Origin of the sequence: Pseudomonas guineae (assembly GCF_900113745.1) — a bacterium.
GTDB lineage: Bacteria > Pseudomonadota > Gammaproteobacteria > Pseudomonadales > Pseudomonadaceae > Aquipseudomonas > Aquipseudomonas guineae.
This window is the reverse complement of the sequence record NZ_FOQL01000001.1, coordinates 241,119-261,526: the sequence shown is the minus strand read 5'-3', so window position 1 is coordinate 261,526 and position 20,408 is coordinate 241,119. Positions and strand designations below refer to the sequence as shown.

At 56.7% G+C, this 20,408-nt stretch carries 14 protein-coding genes; 13 read left to right on the top strand and 1 reads right to left on the bottom strand.

Annotated elements, in window-relative coordinates; translation table 11 throughout:
* Positions 1 to 60 precede the first annotated feature (60 nt).
* Positions 61 to 1,380, bottom strand: coding sequence for a TRZ/ATZ family hydrolase (locus BMZ32_RS01295; protein ID WP_090238475.1), 1,320 nt, complete (start codon positions 1,378 to 1,380; stop codon positions 61 to 63).
* Between the two features lie 124 nt (positions 1,381 to 1,504).
* Here BMZ32_RS01295 and mtnA point away from each other — a divergent pair, with 124 nt between their 5' ends.
* The 13 genes from mtnA to BMZ32_RS01230 all read left to right on the top strand — a co-directional run bounded on the left by mtnA (position 1,505) and on the right by BMZ32_RS01230 (position 20,402).
* Positions 1,505 to 2,581, top strand: coding sequence for an S-methyl-5-thioribose-1-phosphate isomerase (mtnA, locus tag BMZ32_RS01290; RefSeq protein ID WP_090238472.1), 1,077 nt, complete (start codon positions 1,505 to 1,507; stop codon positions 2,579 to 2,581).
* Between the two features lie 243 nt (positions 2,582 to 2,824).
* Entirely contained in the window at positions 2,825 to 5,593 is a 2,769-nt protein-coding gene (gene gyrA / locus BMZ32_RS01285; RefSeq protein WP_090238469.1) for a DNA gyrase subunit A, read from the top strand.
* A gap of 214 nt (positions 5,594 to 5,807) precedes the next feature.
* Positions 5,808 to 6,893, top strand: coding sequence for a 3-phosphoserine/phosphohydroxythreonine transaminase (gene serC, locus BMZ32_RS01280; protein ID WP_090241482.1), 1,086 nt, complete (start codon positions 5,808 to 5,810; stop codon positions 6,891 to 6,893).
* Positions 6,893 to 7,999 (top strand): prephenate dehydratase, encoded by a 1,107-nt coding sequence (pheA, locus tag BMZ32_RS01275; protein WP_167376705.1) that lies wholly within the window; start codon positions 6,893 to 6,895, stop codon positions 7,997 to 7,999. The genes serC and pheA overlap by 1 nt, the downstream gene beginning before the upstream one ends.
* Positions 8,000 to 8,090: 91 nt before the next feature.
* Entirely contained in the window at positions 8,091 to 9,197 is a 1,107-nt protein-coding gene (hisC, locus tag BMZ32_RS01270; RefSeq protein WP_090238465.1) for a histidinol-phosphate transaminase, read from the top strand.
* Complete coding sequence (locus BMZ32_RS01265) at positions 9,194 to 11,449, top strand: bifunctional prephenate dehydrogenase/3-phosphoshikimate 1-carboxyvinyltransferase (RefSeq protein ID WP_090238462.1); 2,256 nt, start codon at positions 9,194 to 9,196, stop codon at positions 11,447 to 11,449. Before hisC ends, BMZ32_RS01265 begins: the two co-directional genes overlap by 4 nt.
* A complete protein-coding gene (gene cmk / locus BMZ32_RS01260) occupies positions 11,446 to 12,132 on the top strand; it encodes a (d)CMP kinase (protein WP_090238459.1) in 687 nt (228 codons plus the stop codon). Before BMZ32_RS01265 ends, cmk begins: the two co-directional genes overlap by 4 nt.
* Before the next feature lie 152 nt (positions 12,133 to 12,284).
* On the top strand, positions 12,285 to 13,979 hold the full coding sequence (gene rpsA, locus BMZ32_RS01255) for a 30S ribosomal protein S1 (RefSeq protein ID WP_090238456.1): 1,695 nt from the start codon (positions 12,285 to 12,287) through the stop codon (positions 13,977 to 13,979).
* 153 nt (positions 13,980 to 14,132) lie between these two features.
* Positions 14,133 to 14,417, top strand: coding sequence for an integration host factor subunit beta (ihfB, locus tag BMZ32_RS01250; RefSeq protein WP_090238453.1), 285 nt, complete (start codon positions 14,133 to 14,135; stop codon positions 14,415 to 14,417).
* 679 nt (positions 14,418 to 15,096) lie between these two features.
* On the top strand, positions 15,097 to 15,828 hold the full coding sequence (locus tag BMZ32_RS19660; RefSeq protein WP_341860677.1) for a Wzz/FepE/Etk N-terminal domain-containing protein: 732 nt from the start codon (positions 15,097 to 15,099) through the stop codon (positions 15,826 to 15,828).
* A gap of 228 nt (positions 15,829 to 16,056) precedes the next feature.
* Positions 16,057 to 17,562 carry an MBL fold metallo-hydrolase gene (locus tag BMZ32_RS01240; protein ID WP_090238449.1) on the top strand — a complete coding sequence of 502 codons (1,506 nt, stop codon included), beginning with the start codon at positions 16,057 to 16,059 and terminating at the stop codon, positions 17,560 to 17,562.
* A gap of 463 nt (positions 17,563 to 18,025) precedes the next feature.
* The gene (locus BMZ32_RS01235) at positions 18,026 to 19,405 is read left to right on the top strand and encodes a phosphohexomutase domain-containing protein (protein ID WP_090238446.1); all 1,380 of its coding nucleotides are present in this window, start codon (positions 18,026 to 18,028) and stop codon (positions 19,403 to 19,405) included.
* Between the two features lie 7 nt (positions 19,406 to 19,412).
* Positions 19,413 to 20,402, top strand: a complete 990-nt coding sequence (locus BMZ32_RS01230; RefSeq protein ID WP_090238443.1) for an FAD-binding oxidoreductase — start codon at positions 19,413 to 19,415, stop codon at positions 20,400 to 20,402.
* The last annotated feature ends 6 nt before the right edge of the window (positions 20,403 to 20,408 follow it).

The window sequence follows — 20,408 nt, the reverse complement described above, 5'->3', positions numbered from 1 at the left end:
CCAGTTGGGCAACCAATGTATGTCAGTTTGTCGCAGTGCCTTTGTTTGATGGTGGGGCGGTCATTTGCCGGCGATCTTCGCTCCCCAGGCGCGGGCGTTGGCGATGATCCGTGCCTCGTCCAGGCGTGTCAGTTGGCCGGCGTCCAGCAGTTGTTTGCCGCCGACCCACAGGTGCTCAACGCAGGCGCGTCCGCCGGCATAGAGCAGCTGTGATACTGGATCGTAAACCGGCTGCTGGCCCAGGCCGGACAGGTCGAATGCAACCATGTCGGCGGCTTTGCCCAGCTCCAGTGAACCAATTTGCTCATCCAGGCCGAGGGCGCGGGCGCCATTAAGTGTGGCCATGCGCAGCGCGCGGTGGGCGTCCAGGGCGGTGGCAGAGCCGGCAACGGCCTTGGCCAGCAGTGCGGCAGTGCGGGTTTCTCCGAGCAAATCCAAATCGTTATTGCTGGCAGCGCCGTCGGTGCCGATAGCCACGTTAATCCCGGCTTGCCAGAGTTTCTCCACCGGACAGAAGCCGCTGGCGAGCTTGAGGTTGGACTCAGGGCAGTGGATTACGCTGGTATTGCTTTGCACCAGCAATGCCAGATCGTCATCGTCGATCTGAGTCATGTGCACGGCCTGGAAGCGCGGGCCGAGCAGCTCAAGGCGCGCTAAGCGAGCCAGTGGGCGTTCGCCACGCTGTGCCAGGCTTTGCTGCACTTCGAAGGCGGTTTCGTGCACGTGCATGTGGATGCCGGCATCTAATTCGGCAGCCAGCATGCGAATATTTTCCAGCTTGTCGTCGCTCACGGTATAGGGTGCGTGGGGGCCGAAGGCGACTTTCAGGCGCGGGTGATGCTTGAGGTCGCCAAACAGGCTGAGACCCTTGCGCAGCGCCTCGTCAGCGTCGCGCGCGCCGGGGATGGGGAAATCCAGCACCGGAATGGTGATTTGCGCGCGAATGCCGCTGCTATGCACCAACTGGCTGGCGTTTTCCGGGAAAAAGTACATGTCAGAAAAGCAGGTGATGCCGCCCTTGAGTTGTTCGGCGATGGCTAACTCGGTGCCGTCTTGTACGAACTGCTCGTTGACCCATTTGGCCTCGGCTGGCCAGATGTGCTGCTCCAGCCAGGTCATTAGCGGCAAGTCATCCGCAAGGCCGCGGAACAGGGTCATGGCGGCATGCCCGTGGGCGTTGACCAATCCCGGGGTGAGCAGGCGATCCGGCAGTTCCAGTACGCGCAGTGCGCTGTGCTTGAGGGCTTCGGCGCGTGGTGCGATCAGTGCAATCTGGCCGTCACGAATGCCCAGGCCGTGGTTTACCAGCACGACGCCGGCAGGTTCGACCGGGACCAGCCAGGTAGGCAGGAGCAGGAGGTCGAGCGGGGCTTGGGGCATGTTGGTGCTTCCGGCAGTCAATAGAGCGGCGAGTTTATAGGGGAACGCCCTGGGCTTGAAGCGGCTGCCGCCGATCTAGCGCGCCGTGCGTATAATGACCGGCTTTTTTCGGTGGAGGTGTGTGATGCGCGAGCAATTGCTAGCGGCAGAGAAGGTCAAGGCCATTGAGTGGCGTGACGGTGTTCTGCATCTGCTTGATCAGCGCGCGTTGCCCTTCGAGGAAACCTGGCTCAGCTACCACTCGGCCGCGGATGTGGCTGAGGCGATCCGCAACATGGTGGTGCGCGGTGCGCCGGCCATCGGTATCAGTGCGGCTTATGCGATTGTTCTGGCGCTGCGTGCGCGCTTGCAGGCTGGCGGTGACTGGCGCGCTGCGTTGGAAGCGGATTTTCAGCTAGTAGCCGACTCGCGGCCGACCGCGGTCAACTTGTTCTGGGCGCTTAAGTGCATGCGCGATCGGCTCGATCGGCTTAAAAGCACTGATGATCCGCTGCTCCTGCTTGAGGCTTGCGCCGTGGGTATTCACCAGGGTGATCGCGAAGCCAACCTGACCATGGCCGAGCTGGGGGTTGATTTGATTCGTCGCCATCAGGGCAATCAGCAAAACTTCCTTACTCACTGCAATGCCGGGGCGCTGGCCACCGGTGGCTTTGGTACGGCGCTGGGGGTGATACGCGCAGCCTTTCATGACGGTTTAGTGGAGCGGGTGTACGCCGATGAAACCCGGCCCTGGCTACAGGGTTCGCGCTTGACGGCCTGGGAGTTGGCGGTCGATGGTATTCCGGTGACGGTGAATGCCGACTCGGCTGCTGCGCACCTGATGAAAACCCGCGGCATTACCTGGGTCATCGTTGGGGCCGACCGTATTGCCGCCAATGGCGATGTGGCCAACAAGATCGGTACTTACCAGTTGGCGGTGAATGCCATGCACCATGGCGTGCGCTTTATGGTGGTGGCGCCCAGTTCGACCATCGACATGGCCACTGAGCACGGCGACGATATTGTTCTGGAAGAGCGCGATGCCAGTGAGTTGCTAGAGCTGGGCGGCCAGCGTATCGCCGGCGAAGTGGATGCGCTCAATCTGGTGTTCGATGTGACCCCTGCTGACCTGATTGACTTTATCGTCACGGAGAAGGGTGTTGTCGATCGTCCTGATGCCGAAAAAATGGCGCAATTGATGTGCCGCAAGCGCCTGCATTGAGTTTTTCAGCCTTTGCGTGCATCCAGTCGCCAGGCTGGCGCTGGGGATAGGTGCGGCGTGGCGATTGTGGTAAGCTCCGGCGGTTTTCGGGGGTGCCCATTAGGGGCTCCTACCTGCGCAGATACATGGCATAACTTATTGATTTGTCGTGAGTCGCTATGAGCCGCAAGGCACGGCGACAGGCTCCATACCGTTCAGGACGAATGGCGCGGAGTTTCACCAGAAAAAGGAACAAGGCTACTCATGGGCGAACTGGCCAAAGAAATCCTCCCGGTCAATATTGAAGACGAACTCAAGCAGTCCTACCTCGACTACGCGATGAGCGTAATTGTCGGGCGCGCACTGCCGGATGCACGCGATGGCTTGAAGCCCGTGCACCGCCGTGTGCTGTTTGCCATGAGTGAGTTAGGCAACGACTGGAACAAGGCATACAAGAAGTCCGCCCGTGTGGTCGGTGACGTCATCGGTAAGTACCACCCGCACGGTGATACTGCGGTGTACGACACCATCGTACGGATGGCGCAGCCTTTTTCTCTGCGTTACCTGCTGGTCGACGGCCAGGGTAACTTCGGTTCGGTGGACGGCGATAACGCCGCCGCCATGCGATACACCGAAGTGCGCATGACCAAGCTGGCCCATGAGCTGCTGGCTGACCTGCACAAAGAAACCGTGGATTGGGTGCCGAACTACGACGGCACCGAAATGATCCCGGCAGTTATGCCGACCAAGGTACCTAACCTGCTGGTCAACGGCTCCAGCGGTATCGCCGTGGGCATGGCCACTAACATTCCACCGCACAACCTCACCGAAGTGATTAATGGCTGCTTGGCCCTGATCGACAACGGCGAGCTAACGGTCGATGAACTGATGCAGTACATCCCGGGCCCGGACTTCCCTACTGCGGCGATCATTAACGGTCGCGCTGGCATTATCGAGGCCTACCGCACCGGTCGCGGCCGCATCTACATGCGTGCCCGCGCGATTATCGAAGACATCGATAAGGTCGGCGGCCGCCAGCAGATCATCGTCAGCGAGTTGCCGTATCAGCTAAACAAGGCCCGCTTGATCGAGAAGATCGCCGAGCTAGTTAAAGAGAAGAAGCTCGAAGGCATTACCGAGCTGCGCGATGAGTCTGACAAAGACGGCATGCGCATCGTCATCGAGCTGCGCCGTGGTGAAGTACCGGAAGTGGTGCTCAATAACCTCTACGCCCAGACCCAGATGCAGAGTGTGTTCGGCATCAACGTGGTCGCACTGATCGACGGCCAGCCTAAAGTCCTCAATCTCAAGGACATGCTCGAAGCCTTTATTCTGCATCGTCGTGAAGTGGTCACCCGTCGTACCGTATTCGAACTGCGCAAGGCGCGTGAGCGTGGGCACATCCTTGAAGGTCAGGCGGTTGCCCTGTCCAACATCGACCCGGTGATCGCCCTGATCAAAGCCTCGCCGACCCCGGCAGAAGCCAAGATTGCGCTGATTGCTAATGCCTGGGAATCCAGCGCGGTTGAGGCAATGGTTGAGCGCGCCGGTGCTGATTCCTGCCGGCCGGACGATCTCGATCCGCAGTACGGTCTGCGCGATGGCAAGTACTACCTGTCGCCGGAGCAGGCTCAGGCCATCCTTGAGTTGCGCTTGCACCGTCTGACCGGCCTTGAGCATGAAAAACTGCTGGCCGAGTACCAGGAAATTCTCACCCAGATCGGCGAGTTGATCCGCATCCTCACCAGCGCTGTGCGCCTGATGGAAGTGATACGCGAAGAACTGGAAGCGATCAAAGCCGAGTTCGGCGACGCGCGTCGCACCGAAATCCTCGACAACCGTCTGGACCTGACCCTGGCGGATCTGATCACCGAAGAAGAGCGTGTCGTCACCATCTCCCACACCGGCTATGCCAAGTCGCAGCCGTTGCATGCCTATCAGGCGCAGCGTCGTGGCGGCAAAGGCAAGTCGGCCACCGGGATCAAAGATGAGGACTATATCGCCCACCTGTTGGTCGCCAACAGTCACGCCACCCTGTTGCTGTTCTCCAGCAAGGGCAAGGTGTACTGGCTGAAAACTTACGAAATCCCCGAAGCCTCGCGTGCTGCTCGCGGTCGCCCACTGGTTAACTTGTTGCCGCTGGGTGAGGGTGAGCACATCACCGCTATGTTGCAGATCGATCTGGAAGCGCTGCGTGAGCAAGCGCCAGAAGGCGATGAGGCAGACGACATCGAAGGCGTGCTGGTTGAGGCCGAAGAAGTTGAAGAGCTGGTTGAGGGCGATGACGCCGACGACGAAACTCCGGATGAGCCGACCGGTGCCTACATCTTTATGGCCACGGCCAAAGGCACGGTAAAGAAAACGCCACTGGTGCAGTTCAGCCGTCCGCGTAGCTCGGGTTTGATCGCCCTCAAGCTAGATGAAGATGACACCCTGATTTCCGCGGCCGTGACTGACGGTGCGCGCGAGGTGATGATGTTCTCCGACGGCGGCAAGGTGATTCGCTTCAAAGAGAGCAAGGTACGCACCATGGGCCGTACCGCTCGCGGTGTGCGCGGTATGCGCCTGCCGGAAGGGCAGGAGATTATCTCCATGCTGATTCCTGAAGCGGATGCGCAGATTCTGACTGCCTCCGAGCGCGGTTACGGTAAGCGCACGGCGATGGACGAGTTCCCGCGTCGCGGTCGTGGCGGTCAGGGCGTTATCGCCATGGTCAGCAACGAGCGTAACGGCAAGCTGGTCGGTGCGGTGCAGGTGCTTGAAGGCGAGGAAATCATGCTGATTTCCGATCAGGGGACGCTGGTGCGTACTCGAGTCAGTGAGGTCTCCAGCCTGGGTCGTAATACCCAGGGTGTGACCCTGATCAAGCTGGCCAAGGATGAAACCCTGGTCGGTCTTGAGCGTGTGCAGGAGCCCTCGGCGGAAGACGGCGAAGAGCTGCTGGACGGTGAAGAGGCTGTTGAAGGCGTGGTCGAGGATGCAGGCGCTGCACCCGAGGTCGCTGCTGACGAAAGCCCAATCAGCGAAGAGTGATCGCGTTGTGAGTCGTAGGATGGGCATCGCTCAGCGATACCCATCGCGTGCGTAAGGCGGATTAGCCGAAGGCGTAACCCGCCAGTCGGCAGCGTCAGCAGCAATGACGGGTTACGCCGCTGCGCGTCTAACCCATCCTACGGGCGGCGATTAAGGCAGTGGATGCGTCATCGCGAGGGGCGTTGATGCTCGGTGAATCTGAGAGAGAGTGGATGTGAGCAAGCGAGCCTTTAACTTCTGCGCCGGCCCGGCCGCGCTTCCTGAAGCTGTTCTGCAACGTGCCCAGGCGGAACTCCTCGATTGGCAAGGTAAAGGCCTGTCGGTCATGGAAATGAGTCACCGCAGCGAGGAGTACACCTCCATCGCGGAAAAGGCTGAACAGGACCTGCGTGACCTGATGGAAATTCCATCCGATTATAAAGTGCTGTTTTTGCAAGGCGGCGCGAGCCAACAGTTTGCTGAAATTCCGCTTAACCTGCTGCCAGAAGACGGTGTCGCCGACTATGTCGATACCGGCATTTGGTCAAAGAAAAGCATTGAAGAAGCCAGTCGCTACGGCAACATTAATGTCGCCGCCAGTGCCAAGGCCTATGACTACTTCGCCATTCCCGGGCAGAACGATTGGCAGTTGTCGAAAGACGCCGCTTACCTGCACTACGCCAGCAACGAAACCATCGGCGGCTTGCAGTTCGATTGGGTGCCTGAGCTCGGTGATGTACCGCTGGTAGCGGACATGTCCTCCGATATCCTCTCGCGGCCAATTGATGTGTCTAAGTTCGGCCTGATCTACGCCGGCGCGCAGAAGAACATCGGCCCCAGTGGCCTGGTGGTGACCATTGTGCGTGAAGACCTGCTCGGCCGTGCCCGCAGCGTCTGTCCGACCATGCTCAACTACAAAGTCGCCGCCGACAACGGCTCGATGTACAACACCCCGGCGACCTTCTCCTGGTACCTCTCCGGCCTGGTGTTTGAGTGGCTGAAAGAGCAGGGCGGCGTAGCCGCTATGGAACGCATCAACCGCGCCAAGAAAGACCTGCTGTACAGCGCCATCGATACCAGCGATTTCTACAGCAACCCGATAGCCCATAACGCCCGCTCCTGGATGAACGTGCCGTTCCGTCTGGCTGACGAGAAGCTCGACAAGCCGTTCCTCGTCGGAGCTGACGCCCGTGGTCTGCTTAACCTCAAGGGTCACCGTTCGGTCGGCGGCATGCGTGCCTCGATCTATAACGCGGTGGGCCTGGATGCTGTTGAGGCACTGGTCGCTTACATGGCCGAGTTTGAAAAGGAGCACGGCTGATGACTGATGTAGTGTCCGAGCAGGAATTGCAGGCCCTGCGCCTGCGCATCGATAACCTCGATGAAAAGCTTCTCGCGCTGATCAGTGATCGCGCCAGCTGCGCTGAAGAAGTGGCGCGGGTCAAGATGAAGGCGCTGCCGGAAGGCGAGAAGCCGGTGTTCTACCGCCCGGAGCGTGAAGCTCAGGTGCTCAAGCGCATCATGGAACGTAATAAAGGCCCGTTGGGTAACGAGGAGATGGCGCGGTTGTTCCGCGAAATCATGTCTTCCTGCCTGGCATTGGAAAACCCGCTCAAGGTCGCTTACCTCGGTCCAGAGGGCACCTTCTCGCAAGCGGCGGCGATGAAACACTTTGGCCATGCAGTGATCAGCGTGCCGATGGCTGCTATCGACGAGGTGTTCCGTGAAGTGGCTGCCGGTGCAGTGAACTTTGGTGTGGTGCCGGTGGAAAACTCCACGGAAGGCGCAATCAATCACACCCTCGATAGCTTCCTTGAACACGACATGGTCATCTGCGGCGAAGTCGAGCTGCGCATTCACCACCACCTGCTGGTGGGTGAAACCACCAAGACCGACAAAATCACCCGAATCTACTCCCACGCCCAGTCCTTGGCGCAGTGCCGCAAGTGGCTAGACGCGCATTACCCCAACGTTGAGCGCGTGGCCGTATCGAGCAACGCCGATGCCGCCAAACGGGTGAAAAGCGAGTGGAACAGTGCTGCGATTGCCGGTGATATGGCGGCTAGCCTGTACGGCCTTAGCAAGATTGCCGAGAAGATTGAGGATCGCCCGGATAACTCCACGCGCTTCTTGATCATTGGCAGCCAGGAAGTACCGCCGACCGGTGACGACAAAACCTCGGTGATCATTTCCATGAGCAACAAGCCGGGCGCGCTGCATGAGTTGCTGGTGCCGTTCCACAACAATGGTATCGACCTGACCCGCATCGAAACCCGTCCGTCGCGCAGCGGTAAATGGACCTATGTGTTCTTTATCGACTTCGTCGGCCACCACCGCGATCCGTTGATCAAGGACGTGCTGGAAAAGATCAATCAGGAAGCTGTGGCGCTCAAGGTGCTGGGCTCCTACCCCAAAGCGGTACTTTAAAACTGCTGCGGCACGCCTCGGGTTTCAAGCTACACGCGCATCGACGCCGGGCTGTACTTGAGGCTTGCGGCTTTAAGCGTGAGGCTTTGTTATGACCGATTTCCTCGCCTTGGCCCAGCCAGGCGTACAGCAGTTGTCGCCCTATGTGCCAGGCAAGCCGGTGGATGAGCTGGCCCGTGAGCTGGATTTGGATCCGGCTAGCATCGTCAAACTGGCCAGTAACGAAAACCCACTCGGCCCCAGCCCTAAAGCCCTGGAGGCGATTCGTGCTGAGCTGGCCGAGTTGACCCGTTACCCCGATGGCAACGGCTTTGAGCTGAAAAGCCGTCTGGCTGCGTGTTGCGCCGTGCAGGTTAATCAGGTCACCCTGGGTAACGGCTCCAACGATATTCTCGACCTGGTCGCACGTGCCTACCTGGCGCCGGGTCTGAATGCGGTGTTCAGCCAATACGCCTTTGCCGTCTACCCGATTGCCACTCAGGCGGTCGGTGCGCAGGGCAAAGTCGTACCGGCGCAAGATTACGGTCACGACCTTGAGGCCATGCTCGTCGCGATTGATGAAAACACCCGCGTGGTATTTATCGCCAATCCGAACAACCCGACCGGCACCTGGTTCGGCCCTGAGGCGCTAGAGCGCTTCCTGTCGCAGGTGCCCAGCAATGTGCTGGTGGTGCTGGATGAGGCCTATATCGAGTATGCCGAGGGTGATGAGCTGCCAGACGGCCTCAAGTACCTGGCACGCTATGACAATCTGCTGGTCTCGCGCACCTTCTCCAAGGCCTATGGTCTGGCGGCGCTGCGCGTTGGTTACGCGCTCAGCTCGGCTCAGATCGCCGATGTGCTCAACCGCGTGCGCCAGCCGTTCAACGTCAACAGCCTGGCCTTGGCTGCGGCCTATGCGACGCTGGATGATGGCGATTATTTGACGCAAAGCCGTCAGCTCAATGATGCCGGCATGGCGCAGCTTGAGGTTGGGCTGAGTGCGCTGGGGTTAAGCTGGGTTCCGTCCAAGGGCAACTTTATTGCCGTGGATTTTGCCCGTGATACCGCGGCGATCAATCAGGCGCTGCTGCGTGCTGGCGTCATCGTGCGGCCAGTGGCCGGTTACGGTATGCCAAACTTCTTGCGCGTATCGATTGGTTTGCCCGCGGAGAACGCCCGCTTCCTTGAGGCGCTGGCTGAGGTGTTGCGCACGTGAGTGATTTAAACGCGGCTGACACTGCACTGCCATCTGCTGCGCCTAAGCTCGGGCGCCTGGTGGTTATCGGCCTGGGGTTGATTGGTGGCTCCTTTGCCAAGGGCCTGCGCGAGCGCGGCCTGTTCAGTGAGGTGGTGGGGGTCGATTTGGATCCCGAGTCGCAGCGTATGGCAGTCGACTTGGGTGTGGTTGATCGCTGCGAGACCGACCTGGCGGCGGCATGTCAGGGTGCTGCGGTGATTCAGCTAGCGGTGCCGATTTTGGCCATGGAGAAGCTCCTGGGCGAGTTGGCTAAGCTTGATCTGGGCACTGCGGTGCTGACCGATGTCGGCAGCGCCAAGGGCAATGTGCTGCGCGCTGCACGCTTGGCCTTTGCGGGTCGGGCTGTGCGCTTTGTACCGGGCCATCCGATAGCCGGCTCCGAGCAAAGTGGTGTAGAGGCCGCCAATGTTGAGTTGTTTCGTCGACATAAGGTGATCCTGACGCCGAGCGAGCAGAGTGATGCGGCGGCGTTGGCGTTGGTGGATGGCTTGTGGCGCGAGCTCGGTGCGGATGTCGAGCATATGGACGTCGAGCATCATGATCAGGTGCTGGCCGCGACCAGTCACCTGCCGCACCTGCTGGCCTTTACGCTGGTGGACTCGCTGGCCAAGCGCAGTGAGAACCTAGAAATTTTTCGTTACGCTGCTGGCGGCTTTCGCGACTTCACGCGCATTGCCGGCAGTGATCCAGTCATGTGGCATGACATCTTTCTCGCCAATCGCGAGGCGGTGCTGCGCACGCTGGACGTATTTCGCGACGACCTCGACGCCTTGCGCGACGCGGTTGACGCTGGGGACGGGCATCAACTGCTGGGCGTATTTACGCGCGCCCGTGTGGCCCGTGAGCATTTCGGCAAAATTCTCGCCCGTAGGGCCTATGTGGACGCTATGCACTCGAACGATCTGATTTTTCTGGCTAACCCTGGCGGCAAACTCTCTGGGCGAATTCGTGTGCCGGGTGATAAATCCATCTCGCACCGCTCGATCATGCTCGGTTCACTGGCTGAAGGGGTGACTGAGGTTGAGGGCTTCCTTGAAGGTGAGGATGCGCTGGCCACCATTCAGGCGTTCCGCGACATGGGCGTGGTCATCGAAGGGCCGCACCATGGCCGCGTCACCGTGCACGGTGTTGGTTTGCATGGTTTGAAGGCGCCACCTGGCCCGATCTACCTGGGTAACTCCGGTACATCGATGCGCCTGTTGGCAGGCCTGCTGTCGGCGCAGTCCTTCGATACCACCTTGACCGGTGATGCCTCGCTGTCCAAGCGGCCGATGAATCGCGTGGCCAAGCCATTGCGGGCCATGGGCGCAATTATTGAAACCGGGCCTGAAGGGCGTCCGCCACTCACCATTCGTGCCGGTGGTCGCCTGGGCGGCATGACCTATGAAATGCCGATGGCCAGTGCGCAGGTCAAATCCTGCATGTTGTTGGCGGGTCTGTACGCGGCGGGTTCGACCACGGTGATCGAGCCGGCACCGACCCGTGATCATACCGAGCGTATGCTGCGCGGCTTCGGCTATCCGGTAATGGTTGAGGGTAATACTGCCACTGTGGAGTCCGGTCACAAGCTGACCGCGACCCATATTGAAGTGCCGGCGGATATCTCTTCGGCCGCGTTCTTCCTGGTGGCCGGCAGCATCGCCGAAGACTCCGAGTTGGTGCTTGAGCATGTCGGGATCAACCCGACTCGTACCGGCGTCATCGATATCCTTAAATTGATGGGCGGCGATATTACGCTGGAAAACCAGCGTGAGGTCGGCGGTGAGCCGGTGGCGGACATTCGTGTGCGTAGCGCCAAGCTCAAAGGCATTGATATTCCGGAAGATCTGGTGCCGCTGGCCATCGACGAATTCCCGGTGCTGTTTGTTGCTGCTGCGGTGGCCGAAGGGCGTACCGTGCTGCGTGGCGCTGAAGAGCTGCGAGTCAAAGAATCTGACCGTATTCAGGTCATGGCTGATGGTTTAGCGGCGCTTGGCGTCAAGGTTGAGCCTACGTCGGATGGCATTATTATCGACGGTGGCAGCATCGGTGGTGGTGAGGTCTGGGCGCACGGTGATCACCGTATCGCCATGTCGTTTAGCGTGGCGTCACTGCGCGCGACGGCGCCGATTCGCATTCACGACTGCACCAACGTGGCCACCTCGTTCCCTAACTTCCTGGCGCTGTCGGCTCAGGTGGGTATCCGTGTGGCCGAGGAGGGTAAGGCATGATCGTCGCACCGGTTATCACCATCGATGGGCCGAGCGGTTCTGGCAAAGGTACGGTTGCTGGCTTGCTGGCTAAACAGTTGGGCTGGAATCTGCTGGATTCGGGCGCGCTCTATCGTTTATTGGCATTTGCGGCGGGTAATCATGGCGTCGACCTGACCAACGAAGAAGCAATGAAGCTACTTGCCGCTCATCTGGATGTGCAATTTATTGCTGCCGGTGATGGTCGCGGTCAGCGCATTATTCTTGAAGGCGACGAGGTCACCGATCTGATTCGTAACGAACAAGTCGGTGCTGGCGCGTCACTGGTTGCCTCCTTGCCTGCCGTGCGTGATGCGCTGTTGCAACGCCAGCAAGCGTTTCAGGAGATGCCTGGACTGATCGCCGATGGTCGCGACATGGGCACCGTGGTGTTTCCCGATGCGCCGCTAAAGGTCTTCCTCACCGCCAGCGCCGAGGAACGTGCCCGTCGCCGTTACCTGCAGTTGAAGGCCAAAGGCGATGATGTTAATCTCGCGAGTCTTCTTGATGAGATTCAGGCGCGCGATGAGCGCGATACTCAGCGTGCAGTGGCCCCACTCAAGCCGGCGGCCGATGCAATTCAGCTGGATTCCACTGAACTCTCGATTGAACAAGTGCTTGAACGAATCCTCAGCGAAGTCGCCACTCGTGACCTCGCTGGATGACCAGAGCCACAGCTGCTTAAGCTGACCGGCTCGCCAAGGAAGCTTACGGGAACCCAGTCCTAGACCCGCCTGCTTCTTTTTACATAAACGTACCCACATTGTCTGGAGTGTGGTTTGGGCGGATTTCCCGCCCTGAATCAACAGGAATTAAAATGAGCGAAAGCTTTGCTGAACTGTTTGAAGAAAGCCTAAAAACCCTGAACCTTCAGGCTGGCTCAATCATCACCGCTATCATCGTCGACATCGATTACCAAGCTGGTTGGGTAACCGTTCACGCTGGTTTGAAGTCTGAAGGCCTCATCCCGCTGGAGCAGTTCCACAACGACGCTGGCGAGTTGACCATCAAGGTCGGTGACGAAGTTCACGTAGCGCTGGACGCGGTTGAAGATGGCTTTGGTGAAACCAAGCTGTCCCGTGAGAAAGCCAAGCGTGCCGAGTGCTGGATCGTTCTGGAAGCAGCTTTCGCCGCTGAGGAAGTGGTTACGGGCGTTATCAACGGTAAGGTTAAGGGCGGCTTCACAGTCGACGTTAACGGCATCCGTGCGTTCCTGCCAGGTTCCTTGGTCGATGTCCGTCCAGTGCGTGATACCACTCACTTGGAAGGCAAAGAGCTCGAATTCAAAGTTATCAAGCTGGACCAGAAGCGCAACAACGTTGTCGTTTCCCGTCGCAGCGTCCTCGAAGCCGAGAACTCCGCAGAGCGCGAAGCGCTGCTGGAATCCCTGCAGGAAGGTCAGCAAGTTAAAGGTATCGTTAAGAACCTCACGGATTACGGCGCATTCGTCGATCTGGGTGGCGTCGATGGCCTGCTGCACATCACCGACATGGCTTGGAAGCGCATCAAGCATCCGTCCGAAATCGTCAACGTTGGTGACGAGATCGACGTTAAGATCCTCAAGTACGATCGTGAGCGCAACCGTGTTTCCCTCGGCCTTAAGCAGCTGGGCGAAGATCCATGGGTTGCCATCAAGGCGCGTTACCCGCAGGACACCCGTGTTACTGCGCGCGTAACCAACCTAACCGACTACGGCTGCTTCGCAGAGCTGGAAGAAGGAGTGGAAGGCCTGGTGCACGTATCCGAAATGGATTGGACCAACAAAAACATTCATCCTTCGAAAGTCGTTAACGTCGGCGACGAAGTGGAAGTTATGGTTCTGGATATCGACGAAGAGCGTCGTCGTATCTCCCTCGGCATCAAGCAGTGCAAAACTAACCCGTGGGAAGATTTCTCCGGTCAGTTCAACAAGGGCGACAAGATCTCCGGCACCATCAAGTCGATCACCGATTTCGGTATCTTCATTGGTCTGGATGGCGGCATCGACGGCCTCGTTCACCTGTCCGACATCTCCTGGAACGAAGTAGGCGAAGAAGCTGTACGCCGCTTCAAGAAAGGCGACGAGTTGGAAACCGTTATCCTCTCCGTTGATCCGGAGCGTGAGCGCATTTCCCTCGGCATCAAGCAGCTGGAAGAAGATCCGTTCTCCGACTACGTTGCTGTTAACGATAAAGGCACCATCGTGCGTGGTATCGTTAAAGAAGTTGACGCTAAAGGCGCAATCATCACCCTGGCTGAAGGCATCGAAGCCACACTGAAAGCCTCCGAAATCAGCCGTGACCGCGTCGAAGACGCGCGCAACGTACTGAAAGAAGGCGAAGAAGTAGAAGCCAAGATCATCAGCGTTGACCGTAAGAGCCGCGTAATCAGCTTGTCGGTCAAGTCGAAAGACGTTGAAGACGAAAAAGAAGCAATCCAGAGCCTGCGCGATAAGCCAGCTGCCTCTGACATTGCCGCGGGCCCGACCACCCTTGGTGATCTGCTCCGCGCGCAAATGGAAAAGCAGAGCTAAGTTCAGCTAATCCAGAAAAAAGGGCGACTTCGGTCGCCCTTTTTTGTGCCTGAAAATCGCTAAGGTATTGTTTTATAGGCTGTTCAAATCTAATCAGGCATGCTAAAAACGTTCTATCTAGTGATCTAGCCGCTTGAAAAAGAAGGGAAAACCATGACCAAGTCGGAGTTGATCGAGCGCATCGTCACCCATCAGGGGCAGCTTTCATCAAAGGATGTCGAGTTAGCAATCAAGACCATGCTTGAGCAAATGTCGCAGGCCCTGTCGACGGGCGATCGCATCGAAATTCGCGGCTTTGGCAGCTTCTCGCTGCACTATCGTGCACCGCGGGTAGGACGTAATCCCAAGACGGGCGATTCCGTGAGTTTGGACGGTAAATTTGTGCCGCACTTTAAGCCGGGAAAAGAGCTGCGTGATCGGGTGAATGAGGACGAATAAGGTCTTTAGTTTTTACTCAGTTATTAAGCGGCGGCTACGCCCTTGCAATATCTAGGTCTAGGTCCTAGCCCTTCCAAAAAATGAAGCCTCTAAGGTTTAATGAGGCAGTCATCTTGTAAATGCCAGACCCCGGTATGGCAAGCCCAGGCTATTGCGTGATGGGCTGGCTGTCTGAGCTCGAGTTGCCCTTTATGCTTCGGTTGGCTGTGCAGCAATCCATCAGATTATGCCGTTTACTGTGGGTCCAGCGCGCACATTGCTTATCTGGAAATACCTCTACGTACTATATCGTTGCTCGGCACTTTCAAAAAGCAGCTGAAGGGTGATGTGTGGTTGCCCTGTTTTTTATGCTGGGGCGCATTAGCTTGTTACTGAGTTTAGCCTTGTTATGCCCTGTGGATAAATTTACAGCTATCCGGTGTGGGAATATCCGCCAAGCAATGGCAAAATGCCTGCTTTGATTCACGGCAAGACTGGTTAGTCTGAGTAGTGATTGGCGTCTGTGGCTTTATCCGGTGTAAACGCATGCCGCGAGAGCTGTGATAGCCCACTCTCTGAGTCAAATGGTCAGTCGAGGCATGCATCTTAATGGCATGTCAACCGAATGAGTAATTCTGATTGTACGTCGTGTAGAAGTGGCGTCAGCTTGAAAATAATTTTTACGAGAGTTGGATCTACAATGACCGAGCCAAGATACCCATATCAAACCAATGAAGATGAAATCGATCTTATCGAGTTGCTTCAAGGTTTATGGGGGCAAAAGTGGTTAATCTCCGCTGTTATATCATTGGCCTTAATGTTTGCAGTCGTTTATATATTTATTAGTAAACCTGTTTACTCCGTCACGACTGTTCTTGCTCCAGCCCCTGTAAACGCATTCGGTTTAATTGTTGGTGATATAGGTGTGGGGCAGCAGCAAACTACTAAGTCTGCCATTGCTATCGGTACAGATCTCGCTAATGATGCGCTTGCACTCGTGGTTAAGAATTTTGAGTCGGCTGCTGTTTCAGTGGAGTTCAACAATACGCTGAAGGAATCAGGCGATTATGTGGTTCAAGTTAAAAGGGGTAAGTCAAATTTTGATCCAGTTACTGTTTCGGTAGTTTCAGTATCGGCAGAAGGCGCCAAAAAATATCTCGACGGTTACATGGCCTATGTAACAGATGTTTCTGCCGTACAGTTGAATGAGTATTTTCAAGCACTCGGTGTGAGTCATTCGGTATCGGCAGAATCGCTATACCGTGTAGAACAAGCGTCGGCATTACCGGCTCAACCAATAAAACCCAAGAAGCCCCTTATAGTAGCGCTGGGTTTGGTGCTGGGCGGTATGCTGGGTGTGTTTATTGCCTTAATCCGCCTAATGCTAAAAAAACGCTCCGCTAAAATGGCTGAACCTATCAGCAATTGCTGATAGGTCTAACCGTGTAGCAAGGGTTTGTTGTGAGTCTCTGTTTCCGAGCGTGGGTGGCCAGCAGTAATGAGCATTACTTGTATTGGCCTATGGCCATACCAGGTTCCCAGCTGCGGGTCATTTGATTTTTTTGGCCTTGGTTCCCTTATGCAGTGATCGTAAATGCAGGATTACACGCTAAAGCCCTAACCGCTCCTCCCCGTTAACGGATTAACTCGGACCGACACCATGGACTACCCAGACATTCTCCACCATGGAGCCAAAGATGGCGTGACCGGCTCCTGTCATCAGCTGCTAATGGATGCCGAGCACAGCCTTCTGATCGACTGCGGTCTGTTTCAAGGTGCGGAAACCTCGGGTGAAGGTAAATCTGCTGCCGATCGTCTGGCTATTGAGTTCCCGCTCGACACCATCAAAGCCTTGGTCGCCACCCATGTGCATATTGACCATGTGGGGCGTATTCCCTATTTGCTGGCGGCTGGTTTCAAGGGGCCGATTCTATGCAGCGAGCCTTCTGCCAAGTTGCTGCCCATCGTCCTCGAAGATGCCTTCAAGCTGGGTTTCAGTAGCGATCAAAGGCAGGTTGAGCGCTACATTAAATTGGTCGAGCAGCGCATCATCGCCTTGCCCTATAAGACCTGGTTCAATCTGCATGAGAGCGAGAGCCTGACCTGCCGTATCCGCCTACAACGCGCTGGGCATATCCTCGGTTCGGCCTATGTCGAAGTCGACCTGCATTACCCAAAAACCGGCGAGAAGAAACGTATCGTCTTCTCAGGCGATCTAGGTGCGCCTCATGCACCGCTATTGCCCGCACCGAGACCACCATACCGCGCTGATATCCTGGTGGTCGAAAGCACCTATGGCGACCGCCTACACGAAGACCGGCGCACCCGGAGGCAGCGTCTGGATCGGGTCATTGAAAAAGCCCTGGCCAATAACGGCACAGTGTTGATCCCTGCTTTTAGCATTGGGCGCACGCAAGAACTGCTTTATGAGCTAGAAGACATCATTCACAGCAAAAGGCTTGATGCGGGCGGCAAAGGTCAGGCGAGAGCAGTTGCGCCTAGTCTGTCACTGAAGGCTGGCAAGTGCGACAGCACAGTCGAAATCGATTGGCCGACATTGCCGATCATCCTCGACTCACCCCTGGCCAGTCGCTTTACCCAGGTATATCGCGAGCTAAAACCTTTCTGGGACAGCGAAGCGCTTGAGCGTGCCAAGCAGGGCTGCAAGCCACTTGCCTTCGAGCAATTGCTCACCGTCGACAGCCACCAGGCACATTTGGCGATGGTACGTCATTTGGCGCAAACCGCTCGTCCTGCCATTGTAATTGCAGGGAACGGAATGTGCAGCAGCGGTCGAATAGTCAATTATCTAAAGGCTATGCTCCACGACCCACGTCACGACGTGCTCTTCATCGGTTACCAGGCGCAAGGCACACCCGGCCGCGCCATCCAGATGTATGGTGAGCGCGGTGGTTACGTGGATTTCGACCACGAGCGCTACAAGATTGGCGCCAAAATTAATACCATAGGCGGCTACTCAGCCTATGCCGATCAAAAAGGCTTATTGGGCTTCGTTACGGGTATGCGTCTCCGGCCAAGCCAAGTGCGCATTGTTCACGGTGACCCTAGCGCCAAGTACGAACTCGGCGAACGTCTCAAGGCACTGTACAAACAGGCCGGGTGTGATCTGGAATTGGTCATTCCCAGTGGGGCCAGCGATGCTTGACTCTCGCAGGAGTGACACTTGCTGAGAGTGTTCTGTAATTGCTACACCGGCCAAATCGTATCTAAAGCGCAAAGTAAAAGCGTCTCACGATCAAGGCAAAATGAATTTAAAGAGGCTGCCATTTAGCCGGCACCTGGCAACATATACAAATGTGGCCTTAACAACGGCCTAGAGCCCTTTCTACACATCCTAAAGGTAGGGCAGGGGGTAACGGAAAATGTGTCTGGCTCAAACGGCTAGCTGTAAAGAGGAGTGAATTGGCGGCCTGCAGTGTTGCATCGATTGGCTGTTACCCATATGGATTAAAGCGCCACTAATACTCTCTACAACGTAGGCACGGCTCCAGCCTTGTACATTGCAAGCTGCCGCCAGAACGCGCGTGCAGAAGAGCGCTAGCTATAAGATTTGTTTCATCAATCGAGCTGTCTCGCCAGCTTACTGGAATTTAAAGGCGCATCACTCAATGACACGGTTCACCTGTTTCAAAGCCTACGACATACGCGGCCAACTTGGGACCGAACTCAATGAGGACATCGCCTACCGCATTGGTCGTGCCTATGCTCAGTTTCTCGATGCCAAACGCGTCGTCATCGGCGGTGACATGCGCCTGTCCACGCCGGGCCTCAAACAATCCCTGGCCAATGGCCTGATGGACGCTGGCTGCGATGTGATCGATCTGGGCATGACTGGCACAGAAGAAGTTTATTTCGCCGCTTTCCACCTTGATGTCGACGGCGGCATCGAAGTCACCGCCAGCCATAACCCCATCGACTTCAACGGCATGAAGCTGGTGCGCCGTGGCGCCCGGCCCATCAGTGGCGACACCGGCCTCAAGGATATCCAGGGCCTGGCCGAAGCCAACGCCTTCCCGCCCGTAATCCGTCGCGGCCAGCTCAGTCGGCAAAGCTGCCTCGACGGCTATATCGAGCACCTGCTCGGCTACCTCAAAGCCGAGCAGCTCAAGCCGCTGAAACTGGTGGTCAATGTCGGTAACGGCGCTGCCGGCCACGTCATCGATGCGCTGGAACAACGTTTCCAGGCCATGGGCGTCCAGGTCGAATTCATCAAGGTGCACCACGAGCCGGACGGCACCTTCCCCAACGGCATCCCCAACCCCATCCTGCCGGAAAACCGCGCAGCTACAGCCGAGGCTGTTAAGGCCCACCAAGCCGATATGGGAATTGCCTGGGATAGTGATTTCGACCGCTGCTTCCTGTTCGACGAGCATGGCGAGTTCATCGAGGGCTACTACATCGTCGGCCTGCTTGCGGAAGCCTTCCTGCAGAAGGAGCCGGGTACCAAGATCATCCACGACCCGCGGCTGACCTGGAACACCATCGATATTTGCCAGCAGTTCGCTGGCCAGGCCATCCAGTGCAAAACCGGCCATGCCTTCATCAAGGAACGCATGCGCAAGGAAGATGCCATTTATGGCGGTGAAATGAGCGCCCATCACTACTTTCGTGACTTCGCCTACTGTGATAGCGGAATGATCCCCTGGCTGCTGGTGGCCGAACTGATCAGCACTCAGGGCAAAACCCTCTCGCAATTGGTCGGCGAGCGCATGGCCGCCTATCCCTGCAGCGGCGAAATCAATTACAACGTCAGCGATGCCAAGGCGGTGATCCAAGCCGTGCTGGATCACTATGCCGGGCAAAAGCCGAAGCTGGACAGCACCGATGGCATCAGTTTGGAGTTCGCTAACTGGCGCATGAGTCTGCGTTCTTCGAATACCGAGTCGTTGTTGCGGTTGAATGTCGAGGCACGGGCGAACCCTCAAGTTGTGGCCGACCAAGTTGACCATATTGAGAAAATCATTAATACACAAAGTAGAAGTCAGTAATTAGAGTATGGCAACTGTAACCTTATCCAATCACAAAGCTTTTATCGCTGATAAAGAACGGACCTTGCTTGAGAGTGCTAAATCACAAGGTGTCGTGCTTGAGTACAGTTGCAGAACCGGGCGTTGCGGTGTTTGTAAAGCCAAGGTTTTGCGGGGCGATACCTCCATCATGCAGGGAGAGCAGGGGCTAAATGAAGCTGAGTTAGCCATGGGCTACATACTGACGTGTTGCCGGTCCGCCCTTAGTGATCTTGATCTGGATGTTGATGATCTTGGCGACCTCTCAGATATTCAAACGAAAACACTGCCATGTCGAATCGACTTAATCGAGATGGTGGCTGCTGATGTGATTAAAGTCGTACTTAGAGCACCGCCGAACAACTCCCTGCGTTATCTTGCTGGTCAATATATAGATGTTATTGGTAAAGAAGGCGTGCGACGTAGCTACTCACTTGCCAATGCTCAACGGGAAGATGGCAAGCTTGAATTGCATGTTCGGCACGTACCCCAGGGAGTAATGAGCCAATATTGGTTTGGCGGTGCTCGAATAAATGACTTGTTGAGGCTAGAGGGCCCTTTAGGTACCTTTAGTTTGCGTAACACTAAACTGGGAAATCTCATATTTCTTGCGACGGGTACCGGGATAGCGCCGGTTAAGGCAATGCTGGAGACACTGGCAACAGAGTCGCTGCAACTGGCTGGAAAAAACATTTATGTATATTGGGGTGGGCGAACTGAGGCAGACTTGTACTGGAATCCACAGCTGTTGCAACTGGACCTTAACTTTATTCCTGTCCTGTCCCGCGCAGATGCTCAGTGGGCTGGGCGTATAGGTTATGTCCAAGACGTATTGCTTGCTGACAACATCGACCTTACCGACTCGGTGGTTTATGCCTGTGGTTCGGATTCAATGATTCACACCGCACGTGAGCAGTTGCTTGCTGTTGGGCTCCCATCTAAAAACTTTTACTCTGACGCTTTCGTAAGCTCGAACTAATCAGGA